This window comes from Mucilaginibacter terrenus (assembly GCF_003432065.1).
Classification (GTDB): Bacteria; Bacteroidota; Bacteroidia; order Sphingobacteriales; family Sphingobacteriaceae; genus Mucilaginibacter; species Mucilaginibacter terrenus.
The window spans coordinates 535,159-549,919 of record NZ_QWDE01000002.1 but is presented as its reverse complement, the minus strand read 5'-3'; the positions used below and the strand labels follow the sequence as shown (position 1 = coordinate 549,919).

17 protein-coding genes are annotated in these 14,761 nt (G+C 44.3%); 14 read left to right on the top strand and 3 right to left on the bottom strand.

Annotation, left to right across the window (positions count from 1 at the left end; all coding sequences use genetic code 11):
* Positions 1-13: 13 nt before the first annotated feature.
* The 8 genes from DYU05_RS13135 to DYU05_RS13100 all read left to right on the top strand — a co-directional run bounded on the left by DYU05_RS13135 (position 14) and on the right by DYU05_RS13100 (position 8,663).
* Complete coding sequence (locus tag DYU05_RS13135) at positions 14-1,288, top strand: efflux RND transporter permease subunit (RefSeq protein WP_117383563.1); 1,275 nt, start codon at positions 14-16, stop codon at positions 1,286-1,288.
* Positions 1,285-3,177, top strand: coding sequence for an efflux RND transporter permease subunit (locus DYU05_RS13130; RefSeq protein WP_117383562.1), 1,893 nt, complete (start codon positions 1,285-1,287; stop codon positions 3,175-3,177). The genes DYU05_RS13135 and DYU05_RS13130 overlap by 4 nt, the downstream gene beginning before the upstream one ends.
* Positions 3,178-3,181: 4 nt before the next feature.
* Complete coding sequence (locus tag DYU05_RS13125) at positions 3,182-4,411, top strand: TolC family protein (RefSeq protein WP_117383561.1); 1,230 nt, start codon at positions 3,182-3,184, stop codon at positions 4,409-4,411.
* Positions 4,398-5,654 (top strand): HlyD family efflux transporter periplasmic adaptor subunit, encoded by a 1,257-nt coding sequence (locus DYU05_RS13120; RefSeq protein WP_165852072.1) that lies wholly within the window; start codon positions 4,398-4,400, stop codon positions 5,652-5,654. The genes DYU05_RS13125 and DYU05_RS13120 overlap by 14 nt, the downstream gene beginning before the upstream one ends.
* Entirely contained in the window at positions 5,647-6,864 is a 1,218-nt protein-coding gene (locus DYU05_RS13115; RefSeq protein ID WP_165852071.1) for an efflux RND transporter periplasmic adaptor subunit, read from the top strand. Before DYU05_RS13120 ends, DYU05_RS13115 begins: the two co-directional genes overlap by 8 nt.
* A gap of 164 nt (positions 6,865-7,028) precedes the next feature.
* Positions 7,029-7,871, top strand: coding sequence for a helix-turn-helix domain-containing protein (locus DYU05_RS13110; protein ID WP_117383558.1), 843 nt, complete (start codon positions 7,029-7,031; stop codon positions 7,869-7,871).
* A gap of 83 nt (positions 7,872-7,954) precedes the next feature.
* Complete coding sequence (locus DYU05_RS13105; protein WP_117383557.1) at positions 7,955-8,248, top strand: putative quinol monooxygenase; 294 nt, start codon at positions 7,955-7,957, stop codon at positions 8,246-8,248.
* Positions 8,249-8,261: 13 nt separating this feature from the next.
* Positions 8,262-8,663, top strand: a complete 402-nt coding sequence (locus tag DYU05_RS13100; protein WP_117383556.1) for a GlcG/HbpS family heme-binding protein — start codon at positions 8,262-8,264, stop codon at positions 8,661-8,663.
* 109 nt (positions 8,664-8,772) lie between these two features.
* Here the strand turns inward: DYU05_RS13100 and DYU05_RS13095 are convergent, their stop codons facing one another.
* Complete coding sequence (locus DYU05_RS13095) at positions 8,773-9,039, bottom strand: hypothetical protein (RefSeq protein ID WP_117383555.1); 267 nt, start codon at positions 9,037-9,039, stop codon at positions 8,773-8,775.
* A 39-nt stretch (positions 9,040-9,078) separates the two neighbouring features.
* Between DYU05_RS13095 and DYU05_RS13090 the strand changes: the two genes are divergently transcribed.
* The 5 genes from DYU05_RS13090 to DYU05_RS13070 are packed head-to-tail and all read left to right on the top strand — an operon-like array spanning position 9,079 to position 12,541.
* On the top strand, positions 9,079-9,876 hold the full coding sequence (locus DYU05_RS13090) for a DUF547 domain-containing protein (RefSeq protein ID WP_117383554.1): 798 nt from the start codon (positions 9,079-9,081) through the stop codon (positions 9,874-9,876).
* Positions 9,869-10,204 (top strand): arsenosugar biosynthesis-associated peroxidase-like protein, encoded by a 336-nt coding sequence (locus DYU05_RS13085; protein WP_117383553.1) that lies wholly within the window; start codon positions 9,869-9,871, stop codon positions 10,202-10,204. The genes DYU05_RS13090 and DYU05_RS13085 overlap by 8 nt, the downstream gene beginning before the upstream one ends.
* Entirely contained in the window at positions 10,204-11,253 is a 1,050-nt protein-coding gene (gene arsS / locus DYU05_RS13080; protein WP_235854017.1) for an arsenosugar biosynthesis radical SAM (seleno)protein ArsS, read from the top strand. Before DYU05_RS13085 ends, arsS begins: the two co-directional genes overlap by 1 nt.
* Before the next feature lie 11 nt (positions 11,254-11,264).
* A complete protein-coding gene (locus DYU05_RS13075; protein ID WP_205771876.1) occupies positions 11,265-11,927 on the top strand; it encodes an MIP/aquaporin family protein in 663 nt (220 codons plus the stop codon).
* A 20-nt stretch (positions 11,928-11,947) separates the two neighbouring features.
* Positions 11,948-12,541 (top strand): TIGR04282 family arsenosugar biosynthesis glycosyltransferase, encoded by a 594-nt coding sequence (locus DYU05_RS13070; protein WP_165852070.1) that lies wholly within the window; start codon positions 11,948-11,950, stop codon positions 12,539-12,541.
* Here DYU05_RS13070 and DYU05_RS13065 read toward each other — a convergent pair.
* The gene (locus tag DYU05_RS13065) at positions 12,538-13,230 is read right to left on the bottom strand and encodes a TIGR04283 family arsenosugar biosynthesis glycosyltransferase (protein WP_117383550.1); all 693 of its coding nucleotides are present in this window, start codon (positions 13,228-13,230) and stop codon (positions 12,538-12,540) included. The two genes, DYU05_RS13070 and DYU05_RS13065, sit on opposite strands and share 4 nt — an antisense overlap.
* On the opposite strand from DYU05_RS13065, the gene DYU05_RS13060 reads away from it, so the two are divergent.
* Positions 13,186-13,779, top strand: coding sequence for a TlpA disulfide reductase family protein (locus DYU05_RS13060; protein ID WP_394339611.1), 594 nt, complete (start codon positions 13,186-13,188; stop codon positions 13,777-13,779). The two genes, DYU05_RS13065 and DYU05_RS13060, sit on opposite strands and share 45 nt — an antisense overlap.
* Here the strand turns inward: DYU05_RS13060 and DYU05_RS13055 are convergent.
* Positions 13,763-14,752: an NAD-dependent epimerase/dehydratase family protein gene (locus DYU05_RS13055; protein ID WP_117383548.1), complete on the bottom strand. Its 990-nt coding sequence runs from the start codon at positions 14,750-14,752 to the stop codon at positions 13,763-13,765. The genes DYU05_RS13060 and DYU05_RS13055 overlap by 17 nt on opposite strands.
* Positions 14,753-14,761 lie beyond the last annotated feature (9 nt).

Here is a 14,761-nt window from a genome sequence, read left to right as displayed (position 1 = left end):
TAAAGCAATTAAGATGATTAATCAATTGATAAGCCTGTCTTTAAAAAACAGGTATCTCGTACTACTGGCGGCCATAGGGCTTTTTGCCTGGGGTGTTTACGCGGTCCGCGAAAACCCTATCGATGCCATTCCCGACCTGTCGGAGAACCAAGTGATCGTGTTTACCGAATGGCAGGGCCGAAGTCCGCAGATCATGGAAGACCAGGTAACTTACCCATTGGTCAGCAATTTGCAGGGAATCCCTAAGATAAAAGCCATCCGGGCCACTTCCATGTTCGGGATGAGCTTTGTTTACATTGTTTTTGAAGATAAAGCTGATGTGTACTGGGCGCGAAGCCGGGTTCTGGAACGGCTTAACTATGCGCAGCGTTTATTACCGCCGGGCATCACCCCAACATTGGGGCCTGATGGAACAGGTGTCGGCCATGTGCTATGGTACACGCTGGAGGCCAAAGGCATCAACCTTGGCGAACAACGGGCCTTACAGGACTGGTATGTAAAGCTGGGTTTGCAAACTGTTCCGGGGGTAAGTGAAGTTGCTTCTTTCGGTGGTTTTGAAAAACAATACCAGGTCAGCATCGACCCGCATAAACTCAATTATTACAATATTCCCTTATCGCAGGTATTGAAAGCGGTAAAAAGCAACAACAACGATGTGGGCGGGCGTAAGTTTGAAATGAACGGCAGTGGTTACATTGTGCGCGGCCTGGGTTATATCAAATCGTTAACCGACGTTGAAAACATCAGTGTCGGCGTTATTAAAACCGTTCCCGTCAGGATAAAGGATATTGCCACAGTTCAAATGGGGGGTGATGAACGCTTGGGCATTTTTGACCAGAACGGCGAAGGCGAAGCGGTCGGCGGTATCGTGGTGATGCGCTATGGCGAAAATGCCGATAAGGTGATTCATGCGGTCAAAGATAAAATGGCGGACATTCAAAAAGGTCTGCCGCCCGGCGTAAAGTTCAAAATCGCTTATGACCGCAGTGAACTGATCGAAAGCGCCGTTAACTCTGTCAAACATACGCTGATCGAAGAAATGATCACGGTATCTATTATCGTTATCCTGTTTCTCTTTAGCTGGCGAAGCGCTTTAAGCATCATCATTCAAATACCCATCACCATAGCGGCCAGTTTTATTTTGCTGAACGCCTTTGGCATCAGTTCCAATATCATGTCCTTAACCGGTATCGCTCTGGCTATCGGGGTGATCGTGGATAACGGTATCGTCATGGTAGAGAATTCACACCGCAATTTGGCCATTGCACAAGAAAAAGAAAGATCATGACCACAGCAGAAAGAATCAGGATCATAGAAGCATCCTGTAAACAGGTTGGCCGAGGCGTGTTCTTTTCCACGCTGATCATCGTCGCTTCATTCCTCCCCGTGTTTTTGCTGGAAGGACAAGAAGGCAAATTGTTCGGCCCCTTAGCCTGGACAAAAACATTTATACTGGCGATAGATGCCATATTAGCGGTAACGCTGGCACCGGTGCTGATCTCGTTTTTCCTGAAAGGGAAATTAAGGACGGACGACCATAACCCGCTAAACCGGGGTCTGGAAAGGCTCTATCGTCCCATACTCAATTGGTGCGTAACCTGGCGTAAAACAACCATCGGGATCAATATCATTGCCTTGCTGGTCAGCATACCATTATTATTAAGCCTCGGCAGCGAGTTTATGCCGCCTTTGGACGAAGGAACGATCCTATTCATGCCCGTTACCCAGCCCGATGTATCCAATGCCCAAGCCAAACAATTGCTACAGGTGCAGGACAGGATCATTAAAAGCATACCCGAAGTCGCGAATGTGTTGGGAAAAGCAGGCCGGGCGAATACCGCTACGGATAACTCACCGATCAGTATGACGGAAACCATCATTCTGTTAAAGCCAAAAGATCAGTGGCGCAAAGGCATCAAAAAAGAGGATATTATCAATGAACTGAATGCCAAGCTGCAAATACCCGGCGTGGTGAACGGCTGGACTCAGCCGATCATTAACCGGATCAATATGCTGTCCACGGGTATCCGTACCGATGTTGGGCTTAAAATTTATGGGCAAAACCTCGATACAATTAATGTTTTGGCCAATCAAATGAAACAGGCGCTGCAAGGCTTAGCTGGTGTGAAGGATATGTATGTTGATCCGATCACCGGTGATAAATATATAGATATACAGGTAAACAAGGATGCCATCGGCAGGTACGGGTTAAGTGTTGATGACGTAAACGAAGTAGTGGAAAGTGCGTTGGGTGGCATGAATTTAACAACCACCATAGAGGGCAGGCAGCGATTCAGCGTGAATGTAAGGCTGGCGCAGGATTACCGCAGTAACCTGGAGGCCATCAATCGGACGCTGGTGCAAACAACATCTTACGGGCCGGTGCCGTTATCTTCAGTTGCCGATATTAAGATCAGTGATGGCCCGGCCATGATCCAATCGGAAAATGCGTTGTTACGTGGCACGGTATTATTTAATGTGCGTGACCGTGACTTGGGCAGTACCGTGCAGGAAGCGCAGGAAAGGTTGAACACCATGGTCAAATCTTTGCCGAAAGGCTACTTCATTGAATGGAGTGGTCAGTATGAAAACCTGATCCGTGCGGAGCATACTTTAAAACTGATATTACCGGTTGTACTCCTGATAATCTTTGCCTGTTTATACTTTGCCTTTCATTCAATCCGCGAAGCTTTCTTTAGCCTGATCTCTATCCCATTCGCCTTGATCGGCGGGGCATATATGGTGTATTTCTTCGGGGTACATTTATCGGTTGCCGTGGCGGTTGGATTTATCGCGCTTTTTGGGATTGCCGTAGAAACGGGTATCGTGATGGTCATTTACCTGAACGATGCGATGCAACAATTGGTAATTCTAAAAGGCAATTCCAAAGAAACCATAACCCGCGAAGATTTGAGGCTTTACGTCATGAATGGCGCAGTGAAACGCCTTCGCCCGAAATTGATGACGGTTTGCGTTGCCCTTTTTGGTTTGGTGCCTGTATTGTGGGCTACCGGGACAGGCAGCGATGTCATGCTGCCCATCGTACTGCCGATGATCGGCGGCGTGTTAACATCTTCCACCCATATTTTGCTCGTAACGCCGCTCATCTTTTTAATGGTGAAGGAATACGAGTTAAAGAAATACGGTAAACTGGAAGTATTGGAGGTAAAGGAATAAAAACATGAAAACAAGAAATCAAATCATATTGACCCTGCTTGCTTGTATTGCCGGCCTTACGGCCCCGGCACAAACCCTGCCATTAGACAGCGTTTTAGTTAGGGTAGCCAGTAATCCTGCTTTACAGGCTTACGATGCCAAGATCAGCGCGCAGGACGCTTACGCTACCGGTGCTAAAAGCTTCGATGCGCCAAAGATCAGCGCGGGGCAATACCAAACGCCTTACCAGATCAATCCCAATGGCGGTTCTTTTATGATTCAGGCAGAGCAAATGTTTACCAACCCGGCTAAACTGCGTGCAAAGCAAGATTATATGAAGGGAATGTCCAAAGTAACAGCGGAAGATAAAAACTATCAAAAAAGTCAACTCATCGCCCAGGCGAAGCAATACTATTACGAGCGCGTGGTGCTGGAAAAGAAACTGGCCTTATTGGAGAACACAAAAGGCTTGTTGGAGTATATGCTCAAAGATGCCAATATCCGGCTGATCTACGGAAAAGAAAAGCTGCCTAATATTTATAAGGCAAAAGCCGAACTCTTTGCATTGGATAACACGAGAGAGCAACTAAATAATGAGATCAGCCAGCGGAACATTATGCTGAACACGCTAATGAACCGGGATAAGCAAACCGTTTTTCTCGTGGACACGGGTATCGTATTAAAAGATTACGAAGGTGTTATAACCGATACCGCTACCCTTGCCTATCAGCGAAGCGATATTAAAGGTATAAGCCGTAGTATAGAACTACAGCAAATGAATGCGCAGGTGGAATACAGCAAACGTAAGCCGGATTTCGGTATACAAGCAGCGCACATGATCAGTTATGGGGGCTTTCCCAATCAATATATCTTAATGGCTTCGGTCACCATACCCATTGTTCCATGGGCATCCAAAGAATACAAAGCCAACCTGAAAGGTATCCGCTACGAAGTGGAAGAATTGCAGCAGAGAAGATCCGATATGCTTAACCAGGCGCAGGGGCAATTAAGCGGTTTAAGGGCGAACATAGGCAGTAAGAAAAGACAGTTGAAGAACTTCGATCTCAATATCATACCCGCCCTGCAAAACGGCTATAAAACAGCCTTGCTGGCCTACGATCAGAATACCGGCGATCTCCCATCCGTTTTGGATGGTATTAAAGGGTTACAAACGGCAAGGATGGAGGCCTTAGATCGCCTCCAGGAACTTTTAACCTTACAGGTTGCTTATGAAAGGGAATATGAAAAACATTAAGATTGTACTCATGGGCTTAGGCATTGTGGTGATTTTTTTAACAGCCTGCTCAAATCCCAAACCTGCGCCAGTTGCGGTTCAGGCAAAAAGCGATGTCAAATACACCTGCCCGATGCACCCGCAGATCATGGAAGACCATCCGGGCAGTTGCCCCATTTGCGGGATGAACCTGGTTAAGAAATCAGGCCAGGCCAGCGAAGGTGCAGGCATCAAGCTGAATACGGTTTTGCAACCGGTAAACAGCAATGTTATTTCGTCAGTAGGATATGTTATGCCGGAACAAAGGACGGTTGCTACCGAAATTTCCGGCGACGGCTACCTGGATTTTGATACCCGGACATTTAATAATATCGCCTCCCGTTTTTCAGGCCGGATCGAAAAACTGTATATCAAATACGCATTCCAGGAGATCCACGCAGGGCAGCGCATCTTTGATATTTACAGCCCTGACCTGTTAACCGCGCAGCAGGATCTGCTATTCGTTAGCAAAAACTCCGCACAGGAAACGGGGCTGATCAACGCGGCTCGTCAAAAACTGCTGCTATCAGGCATGACGCTGACACAACTAGAACAGGTCATTAAAACAGGTAAAGCGTTTTATAGCCTGCCGGTTTATAGTCTTTACGAAGGTCATGTACATGACGTAGCACATAGCCAAATGGCGGGTAGTACAGAAAATAAAACGACTGCGGATTTTGCTAACAACCTCCCGTTGACTATTAAAGAGGGGATGTATGTAGAAAAAGGGCAAACCTTATTCAACGTGGTCAACCCGCACATGCTTTGGGCTATTATTAAAATAGATCGCTCACAGGTTTCAAGTTTAAAACTTAATCAACAGGTGCAGATCAACTTGCCGGACATGCCAGGCAAAACGATTGTCGGGAAAGTCAACTTTATCGAGCCAACCCTACAGGAGGGCGATAAGGCCACGAGCATCAGGGTTTACCTCGACAATATGGATCATGAATTAAAAGTGAACAGCCTGATTAAAGCGGTCATTCAAACCGGCGAAACAAATGGTTTATGGATACCGCGATCTGCCTTACTTAACTTGGGACAGACGCAAATAGTCTGGCTCAAACAAGGTAGCTTGTATAAAGCGCAACAGGTTTACACCGGGATCAAAAATAACAAGGAGATACAGATCACTAAAGGGTTATCATCGACCGATAGCCTGGCATCCAATGCGCAATATTTATCAGACAGTGAAAGCTTCATTAAAACAAATGGCCATGAATAAGATCAAAATATGGATAACAGTGTTTATGCTGGCTATGTCAGCCTGCAAACCGAAGCCGCAGGTTATGGCGGCGAAAACAACAGCGAAAGCTTATTATACCTGTTCCATGCACCCGCAGGTTCATGAAGACCATGACGGTAATTGCCCCATTTGCGCAATGAAACTCATTAAAGTTGAATTGACCGGTACGATGGGCGATATGGCCACCGATAAAATCATACTGACCGCAACGCAGATTCAACTGGCAGCCATTCAGACAGATACCGTAAAGGAACAAAATACAGGTAACGAAAAAACGCTTAACGGAACCGTGACCACTGATGAGACCGGCGCACAGGAACTGAGCGCGAGATCAGCCGGTAGGGTTCAGCAATTGTTCGTCAGGGCAATTAGCGAAAAGATAGCCATCGGCCAACCTGTTTATTCCATTTACAGCGAAAACCTCCAGGAAGCTGAAAAAGAATACTTATTAGCTAAACAGCAACAAAAATTGCTGCATAACCCGGATGTGGATTACAAGCAACTGATCAACGCGGCAGAAAGCAAATTGCAGTTATGGGGTTTGTCAGCATCGCAGATCAATAGCTTAGCAGCCTCAGGTAAAGTATCTGCTTCAACAGTGATATTGAGCAAGGTGAGCGGCACCGTAAGCGATATCGCTGTCCACGAGGGGGACTATGTAACGGAGGGAATGACTGTTTTAAAAACGCAGTCTTTGAACAATTTATGGGTAGAGGCTCAACTTTACGCTAATGAAGCCAATAATTACAAGGTCAATGACCGGGTAAACGTATCGTTTCCCGATCTTGGTCGGCAGGTCATCGCAGGAAAGGTTGAATTTATAAACCCTGAATTATCAGATGCATCCAAAGTAGATCTGGTCAGAATCAGTATTTCTAATATGCAAGGCGCGATCAGACCGGGTATGCTGGCATATTTAACCATAGGAAGCACAGCTAACAAATCATTAGCAGTTCCGGCATCAGCTGTTTTAACGGATGGAAAAGGCAGCAGGGTTTGGGTTAAAAATACGGATGGTAGTTTCTCACCGAGAATGATCAAACCCGGTAATGGCAATCAGAACTATGTAGCTATACTATCGGGCTTGAATAAAGGGGATATCGTGGTGACCAACGGTGCTTATTTGTTGAATAGTGAGGCTATATTTAAGAATGGAACCGGCGATAATATGGCTGGAATGAAAATGTAAGTGTTAACGCTTTCCTAATAAACTTTATTTAGAAATGGCCAAAGTATTTAGGGGCCGAGGTAGAAACTTTTTCAAATAACGCGATACTCTCCCATCAAAAGGGATAGTCCAATAACTTTTAGTACGGTTTGTATATATTTGAGCACTATTACGTTTTTAGGCCAATGACAAAATTACCACAAAATTTGTTCGGGGAAAATGCCGGTGACCTGTCGGTCTATAACTATGATATCAAAGATATCATGAACCGCAGTAAGGTGACCATCGACCAGTATGTGATCAGTTTTCTGATACAGGGGCAAAAGGATATTTACGATGCCGGTTCGGCCATTCACCTTGATAATACCAAAGCGCTGATGATTGCGCAGGGTAACTACCTGATGACAGAAAAGTGCTATGGCTCTGAAAATTATAAAAGCATCCTGATCTTTTTCTCCAAAGCGAAACTCACCAACCTGTTATTAAAAAAGGAATTGATCAGCCCGCCTGTGAAAGGGCCAAACCCACCAACGCCATACTTTACTGTAGAACAGGACGATTTTGTAAAAGCATTTATTAACTCACTTTCCGTTCATTTTAAACTTCACCGGGCACTTTCACAAGAGCTGCTGGAAGTAAAATTTGAGGAGATTATGATTTACCTGTTGGACAGGTATAAGGATACGATGCGTCCATTCTTATTGAATACGCTTCAAAATGACAGCGACCTGTCTTTTAAAAACACCATCGAAGCGAATAAATACACCAACCTACGCACGGAAGAACTGGCTTTTTTATGCAATATGAGTTTATCTACCTTTAAAAGGCATTTCATAGAGGTCTTCGGGAAAACGCCGGGTAATTGGTTTAAAACCAAAAGGCTGGAGCGGTCAAAGCAATTGTTAGCATCCGGAAAAACGAAGCCGTCCGAATTGGCCAATAGTTCCGGGTATAAAAATCTCTCTCATTTCAGTACAGCCTACAAAGCGCAATTTGGTAAAAGCCCAAGCCAGGTGATCGAAGATTGACCTTTTTTCGTAAGTTTTTGAACCGGAGTTTCCACACAGTTTTAATGTGATGATGTTTACTTTGTATCATAAAAAACATCATCATGGAAAAATTCGCATTATTAGCACGGGTAGAAGCCAAACCCGGTAAAGAACAAGACGTCCTGGCATTTTTGAAAAGCGCTTTACCACTGGCCGAAGCCGAACCGGATACGGTACGATGGTATGCCCTGCAATTAGGTCCGTCAACCTTTGGCATATTTGACACCTTTGAGACCGAAGAAGGCAGGCAAGCCCATTTAGATGGGAAGATTGCTGAAGCCTTAATGGCCAACGCGGCCGAACTTTTAGCCAAAGATCCCATCATAGAGAAAGTAGACCTTTTAGCAATTAAATAATATAAAACTATACATGAACATTACATTAGCACAGGCAGAAGCGGCCATAGCAGCCGCCAAGATTAAAGCAGCTGAGATCAACACAAAAATGGATATATGCGTGGTAGATCCAGGAAGTAACCTGGTTGCATTTGCCCGTATGGACGGAGCCTGGTTAGGCTCGGTAGATATTTCCTTCAAAAAAGCAAAAACTGCCGCGTGGTTTACTATGGATACCGCCGCGCTAAGCGCGCTGGTTCAACCCGGCCAGCCACTTTATAATATCGAGCATTCCAACGGTGGCCTCATTACTTTTCCCGGTGGTGTGGTGATCAAAAATACGGAAGGTGAAGTTATAGGCGCTATCGGCGTATCCGGTAGTACGGTAGAAGACGACTACAAGGTGGCTGTGGCGGGTGCAGCTGTTGTTCAATAGTTACATTTATTGGAACAAATCCATTTCGGCAGTTTGTTAATCTCTTTACATAGCCGATCCTTTAAAATAAGCGTATGGGAGTTGATCCCATACGCTTTGTGTCTTCATGTTAGGCTGTTGTTATAGCCTTTAATTCAGCACCGCTCATATAAATCCGTGAGCAAACAAATACACCAAATACCAGCGAAAGAAAATAAGCAGCCTGCCCCTTAGGATAATTTCTGTCGCGCCGCTCCAATAGCCGCGGATCAATATGACGCGTAAAATAGTCAAATAGAGGAAGGCAGATAGACTGGTATATTTCAACGGTACTATTCCGCGATATTACACCATGCCAATTAATGACTTTCGTTTTTATATTAATTCTTATTTCCATTTAATAAAGCCATAAGAAATTAAATTACGTAATTTATATATGCTTTTGAAACATTCGTTCAGATCTGCTTTGATGTTGCTTTTCATCCTTTTCGGGGTATCGGTCAGTGCGCAAACCAAAAATGTCAAAGCCACAGACTATATCAAGCTGTCACAAAATTTCCTATATGCTGCCAAAACAGGAGATAGTACCGCAGCATTTATTGATACTTTAAAAAATTCAGATCCAAATATTTTAGCGGAGCAGTTGAATAATGATCATGAAAAACTGGCATTCTGGTTAAACCTGTATAACGGTTTTACACAAGTAATCTTGAAGAAAGATCCGGATCAGTATAAAGCGCGCGGTTCCTTTTTTTCCAGTAAACAAATCTACATCGCCGGTCAGGAATTAAGCCTTGACCTGATCGAGCATGGGATATTACGCCATAGCAAGGTAAAATGGAGCGAGGGCTACCTGGGTAAACTTTTCCCTTCGGGGTTTGAAAAAAAGTTTAGGGTTGCAAAACTGGATTACCGCATTCATTTCGCTTTAAACTGCGGAGCTAAAAGCTGTCCGCCCATCGCTTTTTATGAGCCGGAACAAATCGACAAACAACTGAATGTTGCGGTTAAAACCTATTTAAAAGGCGAGGTAACCTATAGTAAAGCGGCTAATACCGTTGATGTGCCTGCATTGATGGGCTGGTTCCGTCACGATTTTGGCGGAAAAAAAGGTATGCTGGAGATCTTAATCAATAATAAGATCATACCCGAAGGTACCAAACCAACTATCCATTTTAAAAAGTACGACTGGAGTTTATATTTGAATAATTATAAATCTGAAAACAATGGCTGATCATTATTACAACGCTGAAGACCTCGGCAAATTTGGGAATATAGGAGATTATCAGAAAGAAATGGCCGACAAATTCTTTTCCTATTATGGGGAAGTATTTAAAGACGGCGCACTAACTGCCAAAGAAAAATCTTTGATCGCTTTGGCGGTAGCCCATGCCGTTCAATGTCCCTATTGTATTGATGCTTACAGCAGCGATGCCTATGAGAAGGGTTTTAGCGAAGCGCAAATGATGGAAGCGGTGCATGTAGCCTCGGCCATTAAAGGAGGTGCAGTACTGGTACACGGTGTACAGATGATGAACAAGGTGAAAGAAATCAGCATGTAATGATCAAATCCTTAAAAGTCCTGCAAAACCCTTTAGCTAATAGTTCTTATCAGCTGGATATTCTGGAACATAGCCCCACGCATAAGCATGCTTCGTTCAAAGATAAAGTTGCTGCAACCGGTATGTTTCCACTGTTAGCCGGTGGTGTAGATATTTTCCAGGTGAACATGGGTAAGATGTGTAACCAGGTTTGCAAGCACTGCCATGTGGATGCCGGGCCAGACCGCAAGGAGATCATGACGCGGGAGACGATGCAACTTTGTTTAAATGTTTTAGCTAATTCGCCTATCAAAATTGTTGACCTGACAGGTGGCGCACCCGAATTAAATCCTGATTTCAGGTGGTTTGTGGAGCAGATCAAAGCATTGGGGAAGCATATTATTGTCCGCTGCAACCTTACCATTATATTGGCCAATAAGCGTTTTCATGATCTGCCGGAGTTCTTCAAGCTCCATCAGATAGAAGTGGTTTCTTCACTACCCAGCTTCACCCAGGACAGAACGGATAAACAACGTGGGGACGGTGTTTTTGAAGATTCTATTAAGGCGCTTCAAATGTTAAATGCAGTTGGATACGGGATGCAAGATACCGGCCTAACGTTAAATTTGGTTTATAACCCGGCAGGTGCTTTTCTGCCACCATCGCAGGATGCGCTTGAAAAAGAATATAAGTTCGAACTAATGAAGAAATACAACATTAGTTTCAATAGCCTTTTTGCCATAACCAATATGCCCATCAGCAGGTATCTGGATTACTTGTTGACGACCGGTAACTACGATAAATACATGGATAAGCTTATTGCTGCATTTAATCCCGCAGCAGTGGCCAATGTGATGTGCCGAAATACCATTTCGGTAGGCTGGGACGGCTTTTTATATGATTGTGATTTTAATCAGATGCTTGACTTAAAAGTTACCCCTGCCACATCACAGCACCTCGCAGATTTTGATTTGAGTTTATTACAAAATCGTGAGATCATTTTGAAACAACACTGCTACGGTTGTACGGCTGGGGCAGGTTCGAGTTGCGGCGGTGCAGTAGCTGAATAAATATTGGCCGAATGAAAAAATACCTGGCCGAGTTCATAGGCACTTATATTATGGTTTTTTGCGGCACAGGTGCGGTCGTTATTGATGAACAGGTACATACTGTCACCCATTTAGGAGTTGCAGTTACCTTTGGCCTGGTGGTAATGAGCATGATCTATGCATTGGGTAGCGTTTCGGGTGCGCATATGAATCCGGCGGTAAGCATTGCGTTTACGCTGGCCAAACGCTTTCCGGCTAAATCTCTTATACCTTATATTATTAGTCAGCTTACGGGGGCAACATTTGCCAGTTTAACCTTAAAATTTCTTTTCCCACAAAATACAGATCTGGGCTGGACCGTGCCTTCCGGCTCGAATGCACAGTCATTTATTTTGGAACTCATACTTACCTTTATTCTAATGCTTGTAATTATCAACGTAGCCACAGGAAGTAAAGAGCAGGGTATGTTTGCAGGACTTGCCATTGGCGGTGTGGTTTTATTCGAGGCGCTTTTCGCGGGGCCTATTTGCGGCGCATCTATGAATCCTGCCCGGTCTTTTGGCCCTGCGCTAATCGCTGGGAATTTAAGCACGTTATGGATTTACATATTAGCGCCCGTTGCCGGAGCCGCACTCGCTGTGCCATGCTGGCGTTATTTTTTTAAACAACCGCCTGAACTTAAAACGATAGCATAATGACTGAGTTTAACAACTTAATGAGGACAGCGCTAATTATATTTGTCAGGCACCCGGAGTTAGGGAAAGTTAAAACCCGTTTGGCAAAAGGAATAGGAAATGAAAAAGCATTGTCTGTTTACAATTTATTATTAGGCCATACCCGGCAGATCACGATTCCATTAAACTGCCGAAAATTTATCTATTACACAGATCAGGTCATAGAACATGATATATGGACTTTACCCGGTTATACCAAAAGGCAGCAATTTGGTGAGCATCTTGGCGCGAGGATGTCCAACGCGTTCAAAGAATTATTTGACCAGGGTTTTGAAAGGGTGATGATCATCGGTAGTGATTGCTATCAATTACAGACACACGTATTGGAGCAAGGGATAGACGCGCTGAATGATAACGATGTGGTTGTTGGGCCTACTTTTGATGGCGGCTATTACCTGTTAGGCTGCAACCATTATATTCCTGAATTGTTCACGCATAAGGACTGGAGTACGGATCAGGTCGCTACCCAGACGATTTCGACAATAAGCCAATTGAAACTGAACCATAGCTTACTTGAAAAATTGCATGATGTCGACGAAGCTGCCGATCTGGAATTGAACGGAATATCCCTTTAGCGGTAGTTCAGCATTTCTTTATATTTTGATACCATGCTTTCCTGGCTGGCTCCCTTCTGATACATTTTGACGATAGTGAAGTTGGCTTTTTGAACCGTAAGCCAGCCATTGGTATCATATTTTCGGGCGGAAATCAATACGGGCTTCTTGATAATTTTGTACTTACCCTGTTTGCGGGCGCGGGCGCAAAACTCAAACTCTTCCATAATTTTCATGGTGCCGTCGAAACCGCCAGTCTTTTGAAACAGATCTTTAGTGATAAACAAGGTTTGATCCCCACCCATACCGCCGAACGTATCCAGCCGGCTCAGCACAGCATTTAACTTGAGCAGCCAGCTTTTGCTATCATAGGTAGAAAGATACCTACCCAGATCATATCCGGCTTTTACCGCGTTTGTAATGTCTGTTACGTAAGTCTCTGGCGGTAAGGTGTCTGCGTGAACGAAGTAAAGCAAGTCGCCCTTAGCCAGCGAAGCGCCAAAATTCATTTGTGCTGCACGGCCTTTTTGAGGGCTAATAACGCCCTTTGCGCCGGAACTATTTGCCATTAACAAAGTATGATCACTGCTGCCGCCATCTACAACTATGATCTCTGCCAAACTACCTTTACCAAAGCGCGTTAGGTAGTCCACCAGTTTGCCGATATGTTCAGCTTCATTAAAAACAGGAATGATAATGCTTATCTTCATCGTTTAATTCACGCATCTAATCGGTTAAAATGTACGTATATCAATCAGTGCCCGTTAAAGTTAATTAAAGTCATGACAAATAAAACTCTATATACGATTGCCTTTTGCTTGCTGTTATCAGTAAGTTTAAAAGCCCAACAGGTTAAACTCATTTCAGTTTCCCAATTAGAAAGCCGGATGAAACAAGGGAAAGACACCATTTACTTGGTCAACTTTTGGGCAACGTGGTGCAAACCATGCGTAAAAGAACTGCCCGAGTTTGAAAAATTTAAGGCATCGGTAAAGGGCAGGCCTGTTAAAGTGATCCTAATCAGCACTGACTTGAAATCTAAACTGGAAAGCGGCGTTCAACCCTTTGTTAAAACACATCAATTAACCGGCGAAATTTACCTGCTGAACGAAGCACCAAATTCATATAATGAAAAAATAAGCCCTGACTGGTCCGGCGCATTACCGGGAACCTTAATTGTAAAGAACGGAAAAAAAAGATTTCACGAAGCGGCATATACTTATGATGAACTGGCTACGGCTATTAAACAGGTTGATTAAGCCAGTCGAGCGTTTTGCTTACACCTTCGCGTAAAGGCATTATTGTATAGCCTATTTCCTGTTCTGCTTTTTGAGAGCTAACGATCCAATCTTTGTTGTATTTGCGTACAAACGGGGGGGTGATCATCGGTTGTTTTCCAAACAATTGAGCCATCATCACCTGTACACGCGACAGGAACAGCATCACCCGCAAGGGAACATTGTACATTTTCCTCTTTACCCCTGTTAACTCATCTACCAAGCCGAAAAAGTCATTGTAGGTGGCATTAACGCCACCTAATAAATAACGCTCACCGGGCTTTGCTTTTTCCATCGCGGCTATCAGCCCGTTGATCGTATCATCTATGTAAACGTAATTGCCAATGCTTTTGCCGTTGCAGGGTTTGATCTTCCATTGTCCGTTAATATACATTTTCATCAAACGGGTAAAGCCGTTACTCTCGGTTAATATGCCTGGGCCATAAACCCGGCTGGGGTTAACAATGATACCACGGATACCTTTAGGAATATAGCTTTTCAGAAGCTTTTCGGCTTCCACCTTGCTTTGCTCATACAAGGTTTCCAGTTTGGGGTTAGGGTTGGTCAATTCGCACACGGGTTTACCATCTACTGAATCTCCCACAACCCCCGCAGTAGATGTGAATAGGACGTTTGTAATACCCAATTGCAAACAGGCATCTAAAACGTTTTGAAGGCCTTTAACATTGATGATATGAAAGCTTTGGGGATCCCGATGCCACACCGAGGCCAATGCAGCCAGGTGATAAACCTGCTCACAACCAGCCATAGCACTTAGCAGGGAATCAGGATCTAAAATATCTCCGGTAAATAAGAGGATATTAGGATGATCTAATAACGATTTACCTTTTTGTTGATCACGGACAAGCGCATGTATAGTATGCCCGTCACCCGCCAGCTGTAAGGCCAGTTTTTGCCCGATGTAACCGGTAACGCCCGTGATAAATATTTTCATCGGATGGAT

Coding starts and splice junctions, on each gene's coding strand:
- DYU05_RS13135 (WP_117383563.1), top strand. CDS start 14: ATGATTAATCAATTGATAAGCCTGTCTTTAAAAAACAGGTATCTCGTA.
- DYU05_RS13130 (WP_117383562.1), top strand. CDS start 1,285: ATGACCACAGCAGAAAGAATCAGGATCATAGAAGCATCCTGTAAACAG.
- DYU05_RS13125 (WP_117383561.1), top strand. CDS start 3,182: ATGAAAACAAGAAATCAAATCATATTGACCCTGCTTGCTTGTATTGCC.
- DYU05_RS13120 (WP_165852072.1), top strand. CDS start 4,398: ATGAAAAACATTAAGATTGTACTCATGGGCTTAGGCATTGTGGTGATT.
- DYU05_RS13115 (WP_165852071.1), top strand. CDS start 5,647: ATGAATAAGATCAAAATATGGATAACAGTGTTTATGCTGGCTATGTCA.
- DYU05_RS13110 (WP_117383558.1), top strand. CDS start 7,029: ATGACAAAATTACCACAAAATTTGTTCGGGGAAAATGCCGGTGACCTG.
- DYU05_RS13105 (WP_117383557.1), top strand. CDS start 7,955: ATGGAAAAATTCGCATTATTAGCACGGGTAGAAGCCAAACCCGGTAAA.
- DYU05_RS13100 (WP_117383556.1), top strand. CDS start 8,262: ATGAACATTACATTAGCACAGGCAGAAGCGGCCATAGCAGCCGCCAAG.
- DYU05_RS13095 (WP_117383555.1), bottom strand. CDS start 9,039: ATGGAAATAAGAATTAATATAAAAACGAAAGTCATTAATTGGCATGGT.
- DYU05_RS13090 (WP_117383554.1), top strand. CDS start 9,079: ATGCTTTTGAAACATTCGTTCAGATCTGCTTTGATGTTGCTTTTCATC.
- DYU05_RS13085 (WP_117383553.1), top strand. CDS start 9,869: ATGGCTGATCATTATTACAACGCTGAAGACCTCGGCAAATTTGGGAAT.
- arsS (WP_235854017.1), top strand. CDS start 10,204: ATGATCAAATCCTTAAAAGTCCTGCAAAACCCTTTAGCTAATAGTTCT.
- DYU05_RS13075 (WP_205771876.1), top strand. CDS start 11,265: ATGAAAAAATACCTGGCCGAGTTCATAGGCACTTATATTATGGTTTTT.
- DYU05_RS13070 (WP_165852070.1), top strand. CDS start 11,948: ATGAGGACAGCGCTAATTATATTTGTCAGGCACCCGGAGTTAGGGAAA.
- DYU05_RS13060 (WP_394339611.1), top strand. CDS start 13,186: ATGTTCAGCTTCATTAAAAACAGGAATGATAATGCTTATCTTCATCGT.
- DYU05_RS13065 (WP_117383550.1), bottom strand. CDS start 13,230: ATGAAGATAAGCATTATCATTCCTGTTTTTAATGAAGCTGAACATATC.
- DYU05_RS13055 (WP_117383548.1), bottom strand. CDS start 14,752: ATGAAAATATTTATCACGGGCGTTACCGGTTACATCGGGCAAAAACTG.